This is a genomic window from Actinokineospora terrae, from assembly GCF_900111175.1.
GTDB classification, from domain to species: domain Bacteria; phylum Actinomycetota; class Actinomycetes; order Mycobacteriales; family Pseudonocardiaceae; genus Actinokineospora; species Actinokineospora terrae.
Genome location: NZ_FOGI01000001.1, coordinates 34,379 through 50,388, shown reverse-complemented (window position 1 = coordinate 50,388; position 16,010 = coordinate 34,379). Strand labels below are relative to the sequence as shown.

Below are 16,010 nucleotides of genomic sequence, written 5' to 3'. Positions count from 1 at the left end.
TCTCGTGCTCGGCTTCGCCGTCGACAGTGAACGGCTCGCCTGCGGCATTGCGGTGGGGCGCGAGTTTCGAGCTTTGCTCGATGGGGCGAACTTGTTTTGCGTGGGGCCCCTACAACACCCGTGGCAGAACCGCAAAGCAGGGGCCGAAAAGCAGGCCCTGCCGCGTGGACGACGCTACGGCTGCTGTCCCCCCACGCAAAACAAGTCCGCCCCATCGAGCAGGGTTGGCACCAGCGACTCCGAGGAGCGTTGTTCGGCCAACGCCTGGGAGGGGCAGTTAGGGCCAACGTTGTAGAGGGGCACGTGGGGGCCAACGTCGCAGAGTCTCGACCAGTTGGGACCGGTGACTCCGAGGAGCGCGTGGTTGGCCAACGTCGCTGAGTCTTGGGCCGGCGGGAAGGTGTGGGGGTGGGTTACTCGGTGCTGTAGACCGGGAGGAGTTGGGTTAGGCCGCTGGCGGTGAAGGCTGCGGCGGCGGGGCTTTCGGGGGGTGTGATGAGGCGGAGGGTTCGGGCGGTGGCTCGGAGGTCCGTCACCTGCTCATACAAGACTCGGAGGGCGGCGCTGGTTAGGAGGTCTACGTCGGCCAGGAGGATTGTGCAGGTGCCTACGCCGCTGCGGGCGGCTTCTTGGAGGGCGGAGCGGAGTTCGCCCGCGTTAGAGGAGTCGAGGACGCCGGTGGCGAATACGCGGACGGTGGTGCCGGAGACCTCGGTCTTGACCGAGAACGAGTGCGGGGCCGTCAGCGGGTGTGGTGGGTCGAAGTCCGGCTGGGGGACCGGTGGGCGGCGGATGGTGCGGCGCATGTGGACAGTCGTGCCGGTGTCGCCGGTGTCGACGGACAGGTGGTCGCTGCATTCGCGCATCATCAGCATTCCGCGGCCGCGGTAAGGGCTGCGTTCGATCGGTTCCCGCCAGGTACCCGTATCCGCGACAGTCACCTCTACACCGCCGACACCGTCGAGTTCGGCCAAGACCGTCACGGTCCCGCTGTGGTCCCGGTAGCCGTGTTCGATCGAGTTCGTGACCGCCTCCACGATGCACAGCGCGATCCCCATGCGGTCGTCGCGGTGCGCGGATAGAGCGTCGAGCCAGGCGTTGAGTTCGCGGTGTAGGACCACGAGCTGCTCCGGTGCCGCGGGTAGTGCCAAGTCGAGCCGAGGGGCCGGGCCGGCCAAAACCGTGGCGGCGAGCACGGTCACGTCGTCGCGGGAGGTTTGGTTGTCGACCATCGCGGCGAGGGCGGAGCACAGGCGGTCGGGGAGGTCGCGCGGGTCGGTGTCGGTGTTGCGCGCGGCGACGTGGGCGACGCAGTCGACGAGGCGGTCGCGGGACTCGGTGAAGCCGCGGCCGGGGGCCTCGACGACGCCATCGGAGTACAGGACGAGGGTCTCACCTTGGGTCAGCGTGGTGTACGCGACGGGCGAGTCGCCGTCGAGGTAGGCCAGTGGCGGGCCGACCGGGCCGTCGAGGAAGCGCGGCACGCCATCGGCGCCGAGCAGCAGCGGCCGTGGGTGCCCCCGGCTGCCGTGCTCCAACACCCGGGTGAGCCGGTCGAACACCGCGACGCACACCGTGGACCCCCGGGCGTCCGGGGACAGCCGGGCGATGGTGTCGAGCGCGCGCAGGACCTCGCTGACCGTCCCGCCGCGCACCAGCCGTTCGGCGGCGACGGCCCGTAGCTGCCCCATCGCCCCGGACGCGGTCGGCCCGTGCCCCACGACGTCACCGAGCACGAACCCCACGCGATCGCCGGGCATCGGCACCACGTCGTACCAGTCCCCGCCCGCGGTGTGCCACTCCCCCGCGGGCACGTAGGCCGCGCCCAGTCCGACGTCAGGCAGCAGCGGTAGGCCTGTCGGCAGCAGGTTGCGTTGGAGTTGGAGGGTGACCCGACGCTCGGCTGCGAGCCGTTGCCGTACCTCGGCCACCTCTGCCTGCGCCGCACGGCGTTGACGCACCGAGGCCGTAACGTCGATGCAGTGCGCCATCAGCACCAACGTGCCGTCCGACGCCACGATCCGCACCACGCTGTAGTTGAAGTAGCCCTCGACCATGTCGCCGTCGCCGGTGATGTCGACCTCGACCCGACGCTCGACGCCCAGCTGCGGCTCGCCGGTGCGCGCGACCTGGTCGAGCAGCTCGAACACCTGCTGACCGGCCGCCTCGGGCACGGCCGAGCGCACCGGGGTGCCGATCAGCCCCGGGCGGTCCCCCACGCTGGCCCTGGCCAGCCGGTTGGCGGCGAGGATGCGGTGCTCCTGGCCCGCGAACAGCCACATGATCGCGGGCGCTGTCTCGAACGCGAGCGCCGCGGCGTCCGTCTCGTGCAGTTCGATGCCCCCCATCACGCCCCGGACCCGCGGCGGCCGGATCCCCGGCAGCCGCTCCCCCGCCGGTCAGCCTGGACCTCGCACGGGTGACACGCAACATCGACGGGCCCGGTGTGGGCGGCGTCTATCCGGGATACCCACGCGGGGTGAGTGACGAGAAGAACGCGAAAACCGGCAAAGCCGACACCCCCGACGCGGAGCGGCTGCTCGACCGCAGCACCGCACCGCTCGACGATTACGCCACCAGCGAGACCCACGGCCCCGTCCAGGTCGACACCGCGGAAGCGAACGCGGACGAGGCCGACGACGAGTCGGCGGCCCCCGGACCGGATGCCCAGGAGCCGCCGGACTGAGTGGTCGGCATCAGTCCTTCTTGTCGAGGTGCTCGCCGGTGAGCTTGCGGAACCCCTTGGCGCCCGCGCGGTCGACCCCGGCCTTGACCACGCCGAAGATCGCGCCCTGCAGCAGCGCGGCGAGCAGGACCTCGCGGGTGGAGTGGTCCGGTGACGTCGCCTCGGGCGCCTCGTCGTCGCCGGACACCCCGCGCCAGACCCGCTTGAACAGCACCCCGGCGAGCAGGCCGCCCAGGACGCTGACGAGCAGGCTCAACGGCCGGTACAGCAGTCGCACGGCTACCTCCCCAGCAGTCGGACCAGCAGGGCGACCAGCGCGGCGACCGCGGCGGCACCCAGGGCGACCGGGACCGGGTTGCGGCGCGCGAGCACGACAGCGTCACCGGCCTTCGCCTTGGCCTCGTGCGCGCGCTCGGTGATGACCCCGCGCACCTGCTCGGTCTTCTCCCCGACGCGGCGCTTGACGTCGGTCTTGGCCACCAGGGCGTCGACCGTCTCGGCGAGGTCGCCCCTGGCCTGCTCGATGTCGGCGCGCAGGGCCTCCTGCTCGGCGTGCTTGCTCATCGGTGCGCACTCTCCTTCACGACTGCCACGTCCCGCTGGGTGCTCTTGATCGCCTGCTCCGGGATCGGCGGGGTCGCGTGCCCGACCCGGTTGGCCGCGATCGCCGCGAGCCCGCCCGCGATCAGCAGCAGCGCCCCGGCCACGATCAGCGCCGACGCCCACACGGGCACGGCGGTGGCGAGTCCGGCGACCGCGGCGGCCACCAGGGTCCCCACGGCGAACCACGCGAGGATGCCCGCCGTACCGCCGAGCGCGGCGCCGACACCGGCCTGCTTGCCCTTGTCCTTGAGCTCGACCTTGGCCAGTTCGAGTTCGTCGCGCAGCAGGCGTGAGACCTGCTCGCCGAGCCTGCCGACCAGCTCACCCGTAGACGGCTCGGTCGGGTCGTTCACCCGTGTAGTCGGTTTCGACTCGTTCATACCCTTGAGCTACCCGCTGCAACGTGCTGTTACTCCTGCGCGGCGGCGTGGGCTTCTCGACGCTCTAGTCACTACAGGCCGTCACGCAGGTGTGGAACCGGCTCCGCTGGGTATCCGGGCACAGTGACCGACCCGCTGCACCCGCGCCGAAGGCTGGCGCCCGCCATCGCCTCCCCCACGACCCCGCCCGCGGGTGAGGTGGTGGAGCTCCGAGTGGACGCCTCCCACACTCAATTGCCGTTGGTGCGGACCGTGTCCGGGGCGGTGGCGATGCGCAAGGACTTCGACATCGACTCGATCGCGGACCTGCGCCTGCTGGTCGACGAGGCGTGCGCGATGGCACTGACCCGCGCCCTGCCGTTCGGGACGATGGCGGTGCGGTTCCTGGTGACCGACGAGGGCGTCGAGGTGCGGTGCTCGGTACCGGTGCTCGACGAGGACCCCCTCGAGCGCGCGGGACTGGGCTGGACGCTGGTGTCCTCGCTGGCCGAGTGGGTGCGCGACAGCGTGCGGCCCGGGCCGGTGTTCCCGGAGCTGGTGATCGAGTTCGGGATGGCGAACAGGACGGCGCACGAGTGACGCAGCCCCAGATGGCCACGTCGGCCGAACGCGTGGAGAACTCCGGATACGCCCACCTCGCCCCGCTGCTCGCCGAGTTCGCGGAACTGCCCGCGGGCAGCCCGCGGCGCGAGCGGTTGCGGGCGTCGCTGGTGACCGAGTTCCTGCCGCTGGCCCAGCACGTGGCGCGGCGCTTCGCCAACCGCGGCGAGCCCTACGACGACCTGCTCCAGGTGGCCACGGTCGGGTTGATCAACGCCATCGACCGGTTCGACCCGGGCCGGGGCAGCGACTTCCTGTCCTTCGCGGTGCCCACGGTGATGGGCGAGGTGCGCAGGCACTTCCGGGACGCGAGCTGGTCGATGCGGGTCCCGCGCAGGCTCAAGGAACTGCACCTGGCCATCGCCGGGGCCACCAGCGAGATGTCGCAGCGCCTGGGGCGGGCACCGACACCGCGAGAACTGGCCGAGCGGCTGGACATGCCGGTCGAGGACATCTACGCGGGGTTGCAGGCGGGCGCGGTGTACCGGTCGCGCTCGCTCGACGAGATCCTGGGACCGCAGGACGAGACCGGGTCGGTTGGGGACCGGATCGGCGTCGAGGACACCGGTATGGCTGACGTGGAGTACCACGAGACGCTGAAACCGCTGCTGGCACGGCTACCTGAACGCGAGCGGCAGATCCTGATCCTGCGCTTCTATGGCAACCTCACGCAGACGCAGATCGCGGACAAGGTCGGGCTTTCGCAGATGCACGTGTCCCGCCTCTTGGCCAAGACCCTCGCAGGCCTACGAGAGATGATGACCGAGGACCTCTAGACCGCGGCGACCTCGGTGCCTCTGGGCGTAGGGATGCGGGCGGCGCGACGGAGGTCCGCGCGCTCGCGCTCGTCCAGACCACCCCAGACGCCGTAGGGCTCCGCGGTGCGCAGGGCGAAATCACGACACCGGCGGAGCACCGGGCACCGGGAGCAGACCAGCTTGGCCGCTTGGACGCGTCGGTCGCGGGCGAGGCCGCGCTCGTTGTCCGGGCTGTAGAACCGGTCGACGGGCAACGTCTGGCAGGCGCCGTGGGCCTGCCACGGCTCGGGGGCTCTTCTCACCCCGGCCGGGTAGCCCCGCGGCACCCGCGCGAAACCCCACGCACCTCTACCGAGTGATGACACTCGGTAGTGGACGAGGCGCGCGGGGTGCGGGGGGTGCGCCGCCGACCGGACTGGGGTGGGGGGTCGTCCGGTCGGCGGCTCGTGTCGCCGTCGCGGAGGCACACGGCGTGCGTCCAGCGACGTTGGGGGGAACATCTCCGGGAAACGTCCGCGGGTCTTCCTCCGCGCGGCGACACCCGGTCCAACGCGCGAGGGGGGTCGAGCGTTCCCGAGCGGAGGTGGCGCTGGTCACTCTCCGGAGTAACCCGGTGGTAACCGGCAGGATCAGCCCGCGAGCGCGTCAGCCACCGTGGGGCGCAGGTCGAGCAGGTCGGCGAGCCCGCTGATCTCCAGCACCCTGGTGGCCATCGACTCGCCGACCACGAGCCGGAACACGGTGCCCGCGGTGTCGGCGCGCTCGGCGGCGCGGGCCAGGTTCGCCACCGCGGCCGACCCGAAGAAGGTCACCTGGTCCAGGTCGACCACGACCAGGGCGGCGCCGCCGTCGATGGCGGTGACCATGGCGTCGGCGAAGCGGGGCGCGGTGAGCAGGTCGATCTCGCCACCGGCGCGGACCACGACGGCACCCTCGGGGTGCTCGTCGACGGTGACCTCCAGCAGCTGCGGCGAGGCGGCACCGGGGGCCGGGTCGGGGGCGGGCGTCGAGGCTGGCATGGAGGCATTGTCCCAGGAGCGTCCAGCGGGCGGCAGCGCGAACCCGACCCGGCGGTCATACCAGGTGGCGGTCACACCGGGTTGACCTGCCGCGCGGCCGTGGCGCCGGTAGCGTTCAGGCATGATCGGTCTCCCCGGCGCGGTGACGGCCTGCCTGTTCGACCTAGACGGCGTGCTGACGAGCACGGCGACCCTGCACCGCATCGCGTGGCAGCGGACCTTCGACGAGTTCCTCGCGCACCGCTCGGACGGTGATCGCGCGCCGTTCACGCTGCACGACTACACCGCCTTCGTCGACGGGAGGCCGCGCGCGGACGGCGTGCGGACCTTCCTGTCGTCGCGCGGGATCCAGCTGCCGGAGGGCGGCGCGGACGACTCGCCGGACGCGGAGACCATCAACGGCGTGGGGAACCGCAAGAACGAGGCGCTGCTGCGGCTCATCGACGAGAAGGGCGTGCAGCCCTACCCGGGTTCGGTCGCGTACCTGGAGGCGGCACGCGCGGCGGGGTTGAAGATCGCGGTGGTGACGTCGTCCGCCAATGGGGAACACGTGTTGGAGGTGGCGGGTCTGACCTCGTTCGTACAGGCCCGCGTCGATGGCATCACCATCGTCGAAGAGCGGCTGCGGGGGAAACCGGCGCCGGACTCGTTCCTGGCCGGGGCGCGCGCCCTGGGTGTGGCGCCTGGTGAGGCTGCCGTGTTCGAGGACGCGTTGTCGGGCGTGGAAGCGGGGCGCGCGGGCGGGTTCGGTTACGTCGTCGGCGTCGACCGGGCTGACCAAGCGGATCAGTTGCTGGAGCACGGTGCCGACATCGTCGTGGACGACCTGGCGGAGCTGCTGGACGGGGCCAAGTGAGCGGCGGTTTCGACCTGGCGCCGTGGGAGCTGCGGTGGAGTGGGCTCGCGGTGGACCAGTTGCACCGCACGGAGTCCGTGTTCGCGTTGTCCAACGGGCACGTGGGGCTGCGCGGGAGTCTCGACGAGGGTGAGCCGGTAGGGCTACCGGGGACGTACCTCAACGGGTTCTACGAGGAACACGCGTTGCCCTATGCCGAGGCCGGTTACGGCTACCCCGAGGCGGGGCAGACCGTGGTCAACGTGACCGACGGCAAGATCATCCGGCTGCTGGTCGAGGACGAGCCGCTGGACATGCGCTACGGGCAGGCCCTGGAGCACCACCGCACGCTGGACTTCCGCACCGGGGTGCTGACCAGGCAGACGCTGTGGGAGTCGCCGACCGGGCGCCGGGTGCGGGTCCGCACGCAGCGGCTGGTGTCGTTCACCCAGCGCGCGGTCGCGGCCATCCGCTACGAGGTCGAGCCGGTCGCCGGGGACAGCGCGGGGCCGGAGAAGACACAGCTGGTGGTGCAGTCGGACCTGCTGGCCAACGAGCCGATCGAGAGCCGCACCCGCGACCCGCGGGTCGCGCTGGCGCTGAAGTCGCCGCTGGCCGGTGAGTCGCACCACTGCTCGGGGTTGCGGGCGGTGCTGGTGCACCAGACCAAGGAGTCCGGGCTGCGGATGGCGGCCGGGATGGACCACGAGGTCGAGGACGTGCCGGGCCTGCGCACCGAGGTGTCGGCCGAGGACGACCTGGCGCGGCTGACGGTGGCGGCCGACATCCCGGTCGGCGGGGTGCTGCGGCTGACCAAGTACCTGGGCTACGGCTGGTCGAGCACGCGCTCGGGTCCCGCGTTGCGCGCGCAGGTGGAGGCGGCGCTGGCGGGCGCGCTGCAGACCGGCTGGGAGGGGTTGCTGGCCGAGCAGCGGGCGTTCCTCGACGACTTCTGGGAGGCCGCCGACGTCGAGATCGACGGCGACGACGAACTCCAGCAGGCGGTGCGGTTGGGGCTGTTCCACGTCCTGCAAGCCGGGGCGCGCGGGGAGAGTCGCGGCATCCCGGGCAAGGGTCTTACCGGTCCCGGTTATGACGGGCACGCGTTCTGGGACACGGAGACGTTCGTCCTGCCGGTGTTGACGTACACGATGCCGAAGGCGGCTAGAGACGCGCTGCGGTGGCGGCACTCGACGTTGTCGTTGGCGCAAGAACGCGCCGAGGTGCTCGGGAAGCGCGGTGCGGCGTTCCCGTGGCGGTCGATCAACGGCAAGGAGTGCTCGGCGTACTGGCCCGCGGGTACGGCGGCCTTCCACGTCAGCGCTGACATCGCCGACGCGGTCGCCCGGTACTACGCGGCGACGTTGGACACGGAGTTCGACCAGGCCGCGGGCACGGAGCTGCTGGTGGAGACCGCCCGGCTGTGGCGGTCGCTAGGGCACCACGACCCGCACGACGGGTTCCGCATCGATGGGATCACCGGGCCGGACGAGTACTCGGCGGTGGTGGACAACAACATCTACACGAACCTGATGGCGCAGAAGAACCTGCGCGAGGCCATCGCGGCCTGTGAGCGCAACCCGAAGGTCGCCACCCGGCTGGACGTGACCGAGGACGAGCTGGCCGAGTGGGCGCGCGCGGCGGACCGGATGCGCCTACCGTTCGACGAGCTGCTCGGGGTGCACGAGCAGGCCGAGGGGTTCACCGCGCACGAGGAGTGGGACTTCGAGGGGACCGAGGCGGAGAAGTACCCGCTGCTGTTGCACTACCCGTACTTCGAGCTCTACCGCAGGCAGGTCGTGAAGCAGGCCGACCTCGTCCTGGCCCTGCACCTGCGGGGGGACGCGTTCACGCTAGAGCAGAAGGCCGCTGACTTCGCCTACTACGAAGCCCGCACGGTCCGGGACTCGTCGCTCTCAGCCGGAACGCAGTCGGTTGTCGCGGCCGAGTGCGGTCATATGGATCTCGCTTACGCCTACCTGGCCGAGGCGGCGCTGACCGACCTCAACGACCTGCACCACAACGTCGCCAACGGCCTGCACATGGCGTCGCTGGCGGGGGCGTGGCAGGCGATCGTGGCCGGTCTGGGCGGCATGCGCGACCACGGCGGCACGCTGACCTTCGCGCCCCGGCTGCCCGACGCGCTGGACCGGGTGGCGTTCCGGATGTCCTACCGCGACAGCCGCATCCAGGTGGAGGTGACCGCCGACCAGGCCACCTACCGGTTGACCTCCGGCGACCCGGTGCGGACCCGCCACCACGGCGACGACATCGTCATCGACGGCGAGGTGACGCTGCCGATCCCCGCTCCCCCGGTCTTCCCCACCCCGTCCGCCCCGCCTGGCCGCGAACCGCGCCGCCGGACGAAGGCGGGCTCAAGTACGCAGGAGCCGTAGGACGGCGCGTTCCAGCGGCTCCCGGACGTCCTGCTCGCCGGTGGCGCGCTTGAGCGGGATCGTGCGGCCCCCGGTGAACGCGTCGACGACCCGCGGGTCCACATAGGACTTGCGGGCCATCGCGGGCGTGTTGCCCAACTGCTCGGCGACGGTCCGCATGACCTGCGCCACCGCGCGCTTGCTCGGCGGCCCGTCGTAGGCGGCGAACTCGGTGGCGGCCAACACGGTCGCGGTCCAGGTGCGCATGTCCTTGACGGTGAAGTCATCGCCCGCGAACTCCTTGAACCGCTCGTTCACCTCACCGGCGTGGATCTCGCCGTCCCGGTGGTAGAACAACCTGTCGTCGTCGGCGCGTCCTCGTCGTAGTGCCACGATGAGCTTGCCCAGCAGCGGGTCCTTGATGGTGGCCTCTCGGTGCTGGCCGCTCTTGGCGGGGAACTCGAAGTGAAGCTCACCCGCGCGCGGGGTCACGTGCCTGCGGAGCAATGTGGACACGCCGCGCGAGTCGTTCTCCTCGGCGTACTCCTCGCCACCGACGCGGAACACACCCCTGTCGAGGATCCTGAGCGCGCCCGCGAGCACCCGCTCCCGCGTGAGGCCCGGCAGCCTCAGGTCGTGCTCGATCCGCTCCCGCACCTTCGGCATCCGCCGCGCCAGCACCAACACCCGCTCGTGCTTCTCGGCGTCCCGGTCTTCCCGCCATTGGTCGTGGTAGAGGTACTGCCTGCGCCCCGCGTCATCAACCCCCACCGCCTGGATGTGCCCGGTCGGGTGCGGGCAGATCCACACGTCCCGCCACGCGGGCGGCACCGCCAACCCCTTGACCCGAGCCTTCTCCTCCTCCGTCACCACCCGCCCGTCATCGCGGCTGTAGGCAAACCCCCGCCCCACCCTCCGCCGCCGGATCCCCGGTGCCGAGCAATCACTGCGCCGCAGTCGCACGAGCGGGGGTGTTCCCGGGTTCGGACCTGCTGAAACACCGCTCGCCCCAATTCGGGCCGATCGTGGCGCAGCGGGTCGGCGAGCCGTCAGTCCCACGGGGGTCTACGCCCTTCCGGGAAGCCGCAACCGTCCGCTGACTCGGCCTCCGGTCCCGGCGAAGTCCCCCAGACTGGGGTGAGAGGAGCAGGCGCAGGTCTGGGGGGACGTGTGAAGACACCGGCTGACGGTGCCCAGGAACGCCCTGAAGCGCAGTCGGCCGTGCCGCGGCCGCGGGAGTCAGGCCAGGTTCGGCTGGGGCGGGCGGTGGATCCCGCCGCGGTGCAACGGTTGCAGCGGGTGGCGGGCAACCGGGCGGCGGTGCGTCTCCTCGCCCGGCCTGCGGTGCAGCGGGTGGAGACGCGGGCGGCGGCAGAGTCCGACGCCAAGTTCGCCGTGGTCGCCGCTGAGGTGGAAGGCAAGCAGGGCACGGCGAAGGCGCATCCCCCGCCCGGCACCGAGGCCGCCGCCGCGGCAGCAGCCGCGACCCCGCCCCAGGACGACAAGGAGGCGCAGGGCAAGACGGCCAACGCGGAGAAGATGAACGCCGCGAAGCCCGGGGAGTTCGACAAGGCCGCGTTCGTCCGGGCGGTCAACGAGGCCATCGCCGCGCAGGCGCCCAAGAACCTCGACGAGGCCGACAAGTTCGCCGACTCCGGCAAGGCCGACGCGGTCAAGGGCCAGGTGCAGGGCCAGGTCACCCAGGGCAAGCAGCAGTCGGCCGAGCAGATCGAGACCACCACCAAGGCACCGCCCGACACCGGTGCCGCGCAGGAGAAACCGGTCACCCCGCTCGCCCCGGACCGCCCGCCGCCCACCCCCGCGCCGCCGAACGCCGCCAACGCCGTGCCGGACAAGGCACCCGCGGCCGCCACCGACTTCTCCGCCGGTCCCGCCGAGGTCGACCAGCAGATGGCGCGGGCCGAGGTCACCGAGGACCAGCTGGCCAGGTCGAACGAGCCCGAGTTCGCCGACGCGTTGCGGGAGAAGAAGTCCGCCGAGGCGCACGCCGCGACCGCGCCGGGCCAGGTGCGGGCGGCGGAGGCGCAAACCCTTGCCGGGACGAAGAACAACGCCGCGCGGGCCGGGGCGACGGCGATGACCGCGTTCGCGGGCGACCGGACCAAGGCGGGCGCACAGGTCACCGCGGGCAAGCAGGGCGCCAAGAGCGAGGACGAGGCGCGGCGCGTGCAGGTCACCACGACGCTGCAGAAGGTCTTCGACGCCACCAAGTCCGACGTCGAGAAGATCCTCGGCGAGCTGGACAAGAAGGTCGAGGACCGGTTCACCGCCGGGGAGAAGGCCGTCCGCGACGCGTTCACCGCCGAGCACAAGCGCAAGATGGACGACTACAAGGACAAGCGGTACTCCGGGCCGCTCGGCCCGGCCCGGTGGATCAAGGACAAGGTCGCCGGGATGCCCGCCGAGGTGAACCGGTTCTTCGACGCCGCGCGGCAGAACTACGTCACCGGCGTGCAGCGGGTCATCTCCGAGGTCGCCGACCTCATCGGCGGCGAGCTGAACCGCGCCAAGGCCCGCATCGGCGTCGGCCGCGCCGAACTGCGCACCGCCGTCGACTCGCTGGCGCCGGAACTGCGCGCGATCGGCAAGCGGGCCGCCGACGAGTTCTCGGGGAGGTTCGACGAGCTGACCGAGTCCGTCGACGCCAAGGGCGACGCGCTCGTGCAGACCCTCGCCGCGAAGTACAACGACGCGCTCAAGTCCGTCGACGAGGAGATCGCGGCCGAGAAGGACAAGAACAAGGGCCTGGTGGCCAAGGCGGTCGACGCGGTCAAGGGCGTCATCGACACCATCCTCAAGCTCAAGGACCTGCTGCTGGGCATCCTGGCCAAGGCGGCCGCGGTGATCGGGGCCATCCTGCGCGACCCGATCGGCTTCCTCGGCAACCTGGTCAGCGCGGTCGGCGCCGGACTGCGCGGGTTCGTCGCCAACATCGGCGAGCACCTCAAGCGCGGCCTGGTCGGCTGGCTCTTCGGCGCCATGCCCGCCGCGGGCCTGCCGGTGCCCGCGCGGTTCGACAGCCCCGGGATCATCACCATGATCGCCACCCTCCTCGGGCTGACCTGGGCGACCATCCGCGCCCGGGTGCTGCGCCGCGGCGTCCCGGAGCGGGCGATGGACGCGGTCGAGGCCGCGGTGCCCGAGGCGGCGCGGCTGCGGTCCGAGGGCGTCGGCCCGGTCGTGCGCGACGCGGTCGGCGACATCAAGGGCGCGCTGTTCGGCAAGATCGCCGAATACCTGGTGCCGACCGTCCTGGTCGCGGGCATCACCCTGATCATCAGCCTGCTCAACCCGGCGTCGGCGTTCATCCGGGCGATCAAGATGATCATCGACTTCGTCCGGTTCCTGATCGACAACGCCGCGCAGGTCATGGCGTTCGTCAACTCCGTCCTCGACGCCGTCATCGCCATCGCGGGCGGCGGTGGCGGCGGCGTCCCGCTGCTCGTCGAGAACGCCCTGGCCGCGGGCATCCCCCTGCTCATCGGCGCCCTGGCCGCCCTGCTCAACCTCGGCGGCGTCACCGCCAGGGTCAAGTCGATCGTTCAGTCCCTGAGCAAACCGGTCACCAAGGCCGTCGACCTCGTCATCGACAAGATCGTCGCCGCGAGCCGCGCGGTCCTGGCCAAGACGCGGCGCGGTTCGCCGGAGCCCGGCAAGCGGCACGAGACGGCAGGACCGGGAAAGCCCGCACCGGCAGGCCCCGGGAAGCGACGACCCGGACCTGGTCAGCGGCGCGATCCCGCCAGGCGCGGCAAGCCGGGTGCCGACCGGGCACGCGGCGCGGACGCGCGCGAGCAGGCCGCCATCGCCGACGCCACCCGCGCCCTGGCGCGGTCCGACTCCCGCGACCAGATCGCGGACCGCCTGCCCGCGATCGAACGCAAGCACCGCGTCCCCCTGCACCTGGTCACCGACGCCAAGACCCTGGACAGCGAACTGCTGCACGTCCAGACCGCCCGGACGGCGCCCAAACGGATGCGGGCCACGGCGGCGGAACGGGCCGCCAAGGAGCAGAGACGCGAGGACAGGTTCCCGCGGTACCTCTTCGCCTTCGGCAGCAAGTTCCTGGGGAAGGCCCTGCTGGAGTGGTGGCGACACCAGTTGAGCCGTACGACGATCTGGTCGGACGAGTCCGTCCTGCGGGGCTCGGCCGACCACGGGACGAAGGTGCTGCGGGACGCCGGGTACCAGAAGGCGCTCTACGCGAAGTACGTCGCGGGCAGGAAAGTCCGGCCGGACAAGCCCACGATCTGGCGGGAAAAGATCTTCGTGGGGTCCAGCGACACCCGGACGGACTTCCTCACCGGTGTCGGCAAGGCATCCGAGGACAAGATCCGGACCGACGTCACGGAACACACCAGGGGAAAAGGCGGGAAGGACTACACAACCCTCGCCTTCGACGTGACCAAGGGGCACTACGGAAAATACCTCCCCTTGCCGGGAAGCACCCCGCCACCGGACGTCGACCTGGAGAACGCCGTTCGCTCACACCCGGACGGGGTCATCGGCTTCCTCAGGTCAATGGCGCGCGGCGGCACCGTCATGAAGATCGATTACGACCGGTTCAAGACCTTGTGGGACACCCACCCGGGGTCGCGCGCCTGGTTGAAGGGCGAGTACCGGGGTGCGAACGAGGGCATGCACGAGTGGATACCGACGAACTACATCGGCGAGGTCCTCGAAGTCGCCGTGCGGAGTCGGAAGGACCTCCAGCACGGCACCCTGATCGCCGACGACTGGGTGACCCTGCAGCACGAACTCCGCTCGTATACCTGCCACGTGATCTGGGAGATCACCCCTTCGAACACGGTGAAGAGGTACGGCAAGGAATCCATCCACGTCCACGCCGGAGCGTTCTCGAACAAGGGCAAGAACATCTACAACGGCCGGGACGGGATCTGGCACAACAGCCTGCGCGGGCACTTCCTGAAGTTCGTCAAGAACCACCCCAAGGGCACGCCCGCCGAGTTCGTCGGAGTGATGCACTCGCTGCTCGTAGACGGGAAGTTGATGTGGGACGGGAAAATTGACTCGTTCGCACCCGAACTGTGGGAGATCGAGATCGACGCCACCTACAAGGAGATCGAAGTCACCGGTGTGGGCGACCCCCAGGTGACTGTACGACGGCACGACAACATCACGCTCCGCAAGTTGAGTGAAATCCACACGGCGAACTACGCCCAGGTCGATACCGATTTCCTGACGGCTTACACCAAGCTCATCGTCAAGTAATACGCACGAGGAGGCTCGGATATGGGTGGCGCACTTGATCCGGCGGTCGCGGCAGCGGTGGAGGACGCTGTCGGGCACGCGCTACCCGCGCGGGACGACGAGTGGGCGGGGATCGGTCGGCTGGCACTCAGCAACGCCCGTGACCTGACCGGGTTGCGGCGCTGCGACGGCCTGGAGCTGCTTGTCCTGCTCGGGTGCGATCCGGTCGACCTGACCGAGGTGGCCGAGTTGGCCAGGCTGCGGTCGCTGGTGGTCAGGGACAGCGGGCTCGTCTCACTCGCGGGACTCCACGCCCTGCCGCTGGTGCGGGCGGAACTCGCGCGCAACCTGGTCGTCGACCTGGGTCCGCTGTTGGACGTGACCACCCTCCTGGGCGTCAGTGTCGAGGGCAACCCGCTGTCCGACGACTCCTACGAGCGGGTGATCCCCGCCCTGCGCGCCCGGGGTGTCCGGGTGGAGTGCTCGCAGCCGCGGGAATGGCGGCTGACCCGCCGGCTGCAGGACGCGGGGTTGCCGTACTGCTGCTACCGCGACGACAGCGGTCTCCGGCTCAACAGCCCGGGGCTGCGGCACACCGACCAGCCCGAGTTCGGTCACCCGGTCGTGACGGAGGACGAGCTGACGTCGGCGTTGGCGTCGGACCCCGAGCAGGTCCACGCGCTGTTCGCCCGGCGCGACGACATGTGAGTCACTTGCTGTGTTCCAGCGCCCAGCGGGCATGGGTGTTGCGCCAGCCGACGCCGCGGCGGGTGGCGGGGTGGATGAGGGGGATCCAGCGCAGTTCGCGGGCGCCGAGGGGGACGTGGTGGGGGGTGCCGTAGGAGCCGGTGAGGCGGAAGGGGACGCGGTCGGTGCCCGCGAGGCCCGCGAAGACGTCCGCCGCCTCCCGGCCGAGGGTGATCACCAGCGGGGCGTCGGCGTCCTTGAGCTGGCGGAGCAGTTCGCGGCCCTCGTGGCGCAGGGCCCGGTGCACGAGCTCGCGGCGGTCGGGGCGGCGGTGCAGCGCGGAGCGGGGCAGTCCGGCGGCGGTGGCGAACCGGTCGTACTCGGCGATGGCGTTGGCCTGGCGGTCGCCGGACTTCACGAAGTACGTGGGGACGCAGTGGGTCGAGTAGACCGCGCGGTGGTCGAGGCCGAGCGGGTCGAGCACCTCGGTGACCACCAGCCGCGCGGCGTCGGGCGGGTCGGCGACCTCGACAGTGCCCCAGTCGGTCCGCCAGCCGACGGATCCGCGCCAGCTCGCCACCCGGTCGGCCTGGTCGGCCGTGGTCGGGCAGCTGTCGGGCTCGTCGTCCACGGCGAGCGCGGCGACCTGCCCGCCGCCGGGCCGGTGCCAGCGGACGCGCAGGGCACCGGGGTAGAGGCCGAGCAGGAAGGCCTCGGCGCGGTCGGTCTCGGGGAGGCGGGGGGCGCGGCGCACCGCGGGTCGCCCGAACGGGTAAACGCCGACGACCGACGGTGACCAGGCTTCATCGGTACAGACTTCGATCACGACCACCGT

At 71.1% G+C, this 16,010-nt stretch carries 15 protein-coding genes; 7 read left to right on the top strand and 8 right to left on the bottom strand.

Features of this window, described 5'->3' with window-relative positions; genetic code table 11:
- Positions 1-413: 413 nt before the first annotated feature.
- Entirely contained in the window at positions 414-2,348 is a 1,935-nt protein-coding gene (locus BMY07_RS00235; RefSeq protein WP_092774346.1) for a SpoIIE family protein phosphatase, read from the bottom strand.
- A gap of 131 nt (positions 2,349-2,479) precedes the next feature.
- On the opposite strand from BMY07_RS00235, the gene BMY07_RS00230 reads away from it, so the two are divergent.
- Entirely contained in the window at positions 2,480-2,686 is a 207-nt protein-coding gene (locus BMY07_RS00230) for a hypothetical protein (protein WP_092774345.1), read from the top strand.
- A 10-nt stretch (positions 2,687-2,696) separates the two neighbouring features.
- On the opposite strand, the gene BMY07_RS00225 is transcribed toward BMY07_RS00230, so the two are convergent.
- The 3 genes from BMY07_RS00225 to BMY07_RS00215 are packed head-to-tail and all read right to left on the bottom strand — an operon-like array spanning position 2,697 to position 3,669.
- The gene (locus BMY07_RS00225) at positions 2,697-2,963 is read right to left on the bottom strand and encodes a DUF4235 domain-containing protein (protein WP_092774344.1); all 267 of its coding nucleotides are present in this window, start codon (positions 2,961-2,963) and stop codon (positions 2,697-2,699) included.
- Positions 2,964-2,965: 2 nt separating this feature from the next.
- Positions 2,966-3,250 carry a DUF3618 domain-containing protein gene (locus BMY07_RS00220; protein ID WP_092774343.1) on the bottom strand — a complete coding sequence of 95 codons (285 nt, stop codon included), beginning with the start codon at positions 3,248-3,250 and terminating at the stop codon, positions 2,966-2,968.
- Positions 3,247-3,669 (bottom strand): phage holin family protein, encoded by a 423-nt coding sequence (locus tag BMY07_RS00215; protein ID WP_092774342.1) that lies wholly within the window; start codon positions 3,667-3,669, stop codon positions 3,247-3,249. The genes BMY07_RS00220 and BMY07_RS00215 overlap by 4 nt, the downstream gene beginning before the upstream one ends.
- A 123-nt stretch (positions 3,670-3,792) precedes the next feature.
- Here BMY07_RS00215 and BMY07_RS00210 point away from each other — a divergent pair, with 123 nt between their 5' ends.
- Both BMY07_RS00210 and BMY07_RS00205 read left to right on the top strand, forming a co-directional pair.
- Entirely contained in the window at positions 3,793-4,248 is a 456-nt protein-coding gene (locus tag BMY07_RS00210) for an ATP-binding protein (RefSeq protein WP_092774341.1), read from the top strand.
- Between the two features lie 11 nt (positions 4,249-4,259).
- Positions 4,260-5,045, top strand: coding sequence for a SigB/SigF/SigG family RNA polymerase sigma factor (locus BMY07_RS00205; protein WP_092774896.1), 786 nt, complete (start codon positions 4,260-4,262; stop codon positions 5,043-5,045).
- Here the strand turns inward: BMY07_RS00205 and BMY07_RS35090 are convergent.
- A complete protein-coding gene (locus BMY07_RS35090; protein WP_342741514.1) occupies positions 5,042-5,329 on the bottom strand; it encodes a WhiB family transcriptional regulator in 288 nt (95 codons plus the stop codon). The genes BMY07_RS00205 and BMY07_RS35090 overlap by 4 nt on opposite strands.
- A 327-nt stretch (positions 5,330-5,656) precedes the next feature.
- Positions 5,657-6,169 (bottom strand): STAS domain-containing protein, encoded by a 513-nt coding sequence (locus BMY07_RS00195; RefSeq protein ID WP_177215350.1) that lies wholly within the window; start codon positions 6,167-6,169, stop codon positions 5,657-5,659.
- Between BMY07_RS00195 and BMY07_RS00190 the strand changes: the two genes are divergently transcribed.
- Entirely contained in the window at positions 6,168-6,902 is a 735-nt protein-coding gene (locus BMY07_RS00190) for an HAD family hydrolase (RefSeq protein WP_092774339.1), read from the top strand. The genes BMY07_RS00195 and BMY07_RS00190 overlap by 2 nt on opposite strands.
- The gene (locus BMY07_RS00185; protein WP_092774338.1) at positions 6,899-9,277 is read left to right on the top strand and encodes a glycoside hydrolase family 65 protein; all 2,379 of its coding nucleotides are present in this window, start codon (positions 6,899-6,901) and stop codon (positions 9,275-9,277) included. The genes BMY07_RS00190 and BMY07_RS00185 overlap by 4 nt, the downstream gene beginning before the upstream one ends.
- On the opposite strand, the gene BMY07_RS00180 is transcribed toward BMY07_RS00185, so the two are convergent.
- The gene (locus BMY07_RS00180; RefSeq protein WP_092774337.1) at positions 9,257-10,219 is read right to left on the bottom strand and encodes a DNA topoisomerase IB; all 963 of its coding nucleotides are present in this window, start codon (positions 10,217-10,219) and stop codon (positions 9,257-9,259) included. The genes BMY07_RS00185 and BMY07_RS00180 overlap by 21 nt on opposite strands.
- A 318-nt stretch (positions 10,220-10,537) precedes the next feature.
- On the opposite strand from BMY07_RS00180, the gene BMY07_RS00175 reads away from it, so the two are divergent.
- Positions 10,538-14,509 (top strand): hypothetical protein, encoded by a 3,972-nt coding sequence (locus BMY07_RS00175; protein ID WP_143073281.1) that lies wholly within the window; start codon positions 10,538-10,540, stop codon positions 14,507-14,509.
- 21 nt (positions 14,510-14,530) lie between these two features.
- The gene (locus tag BMY07_RS00170; protein ID WP_092774335.1) at positions 14,531-15,196 is read left to right on the top strand and encodes a leucine-rich repeat domain-containing protein; all 666 of its coding nucleotides are present in this window, start codon (positions 14,531-14,533) and stop codon (positions 15,194-15,196) included.
- 1 nt (position 15,197) lies between these two features.
- On the opposite strand, the gene BMY07_RS00165 is transcribed toward BMY07_RS00170, so the two are convergent.
- Positions 15,198-16,001 carry a hypothetical protein gene (locus BMY07_RS00165; protein WP_143073280.1) on the bottom strand — a complete coding sequence of 268 codons (804 nt, stop codon included), beginning with the start codon at positions 15,999-16,001 and terminating at the stop codon, positions 15,198-15,200.
- Positions 16,002-16,010: the final 9 nt, after the last annotated feature.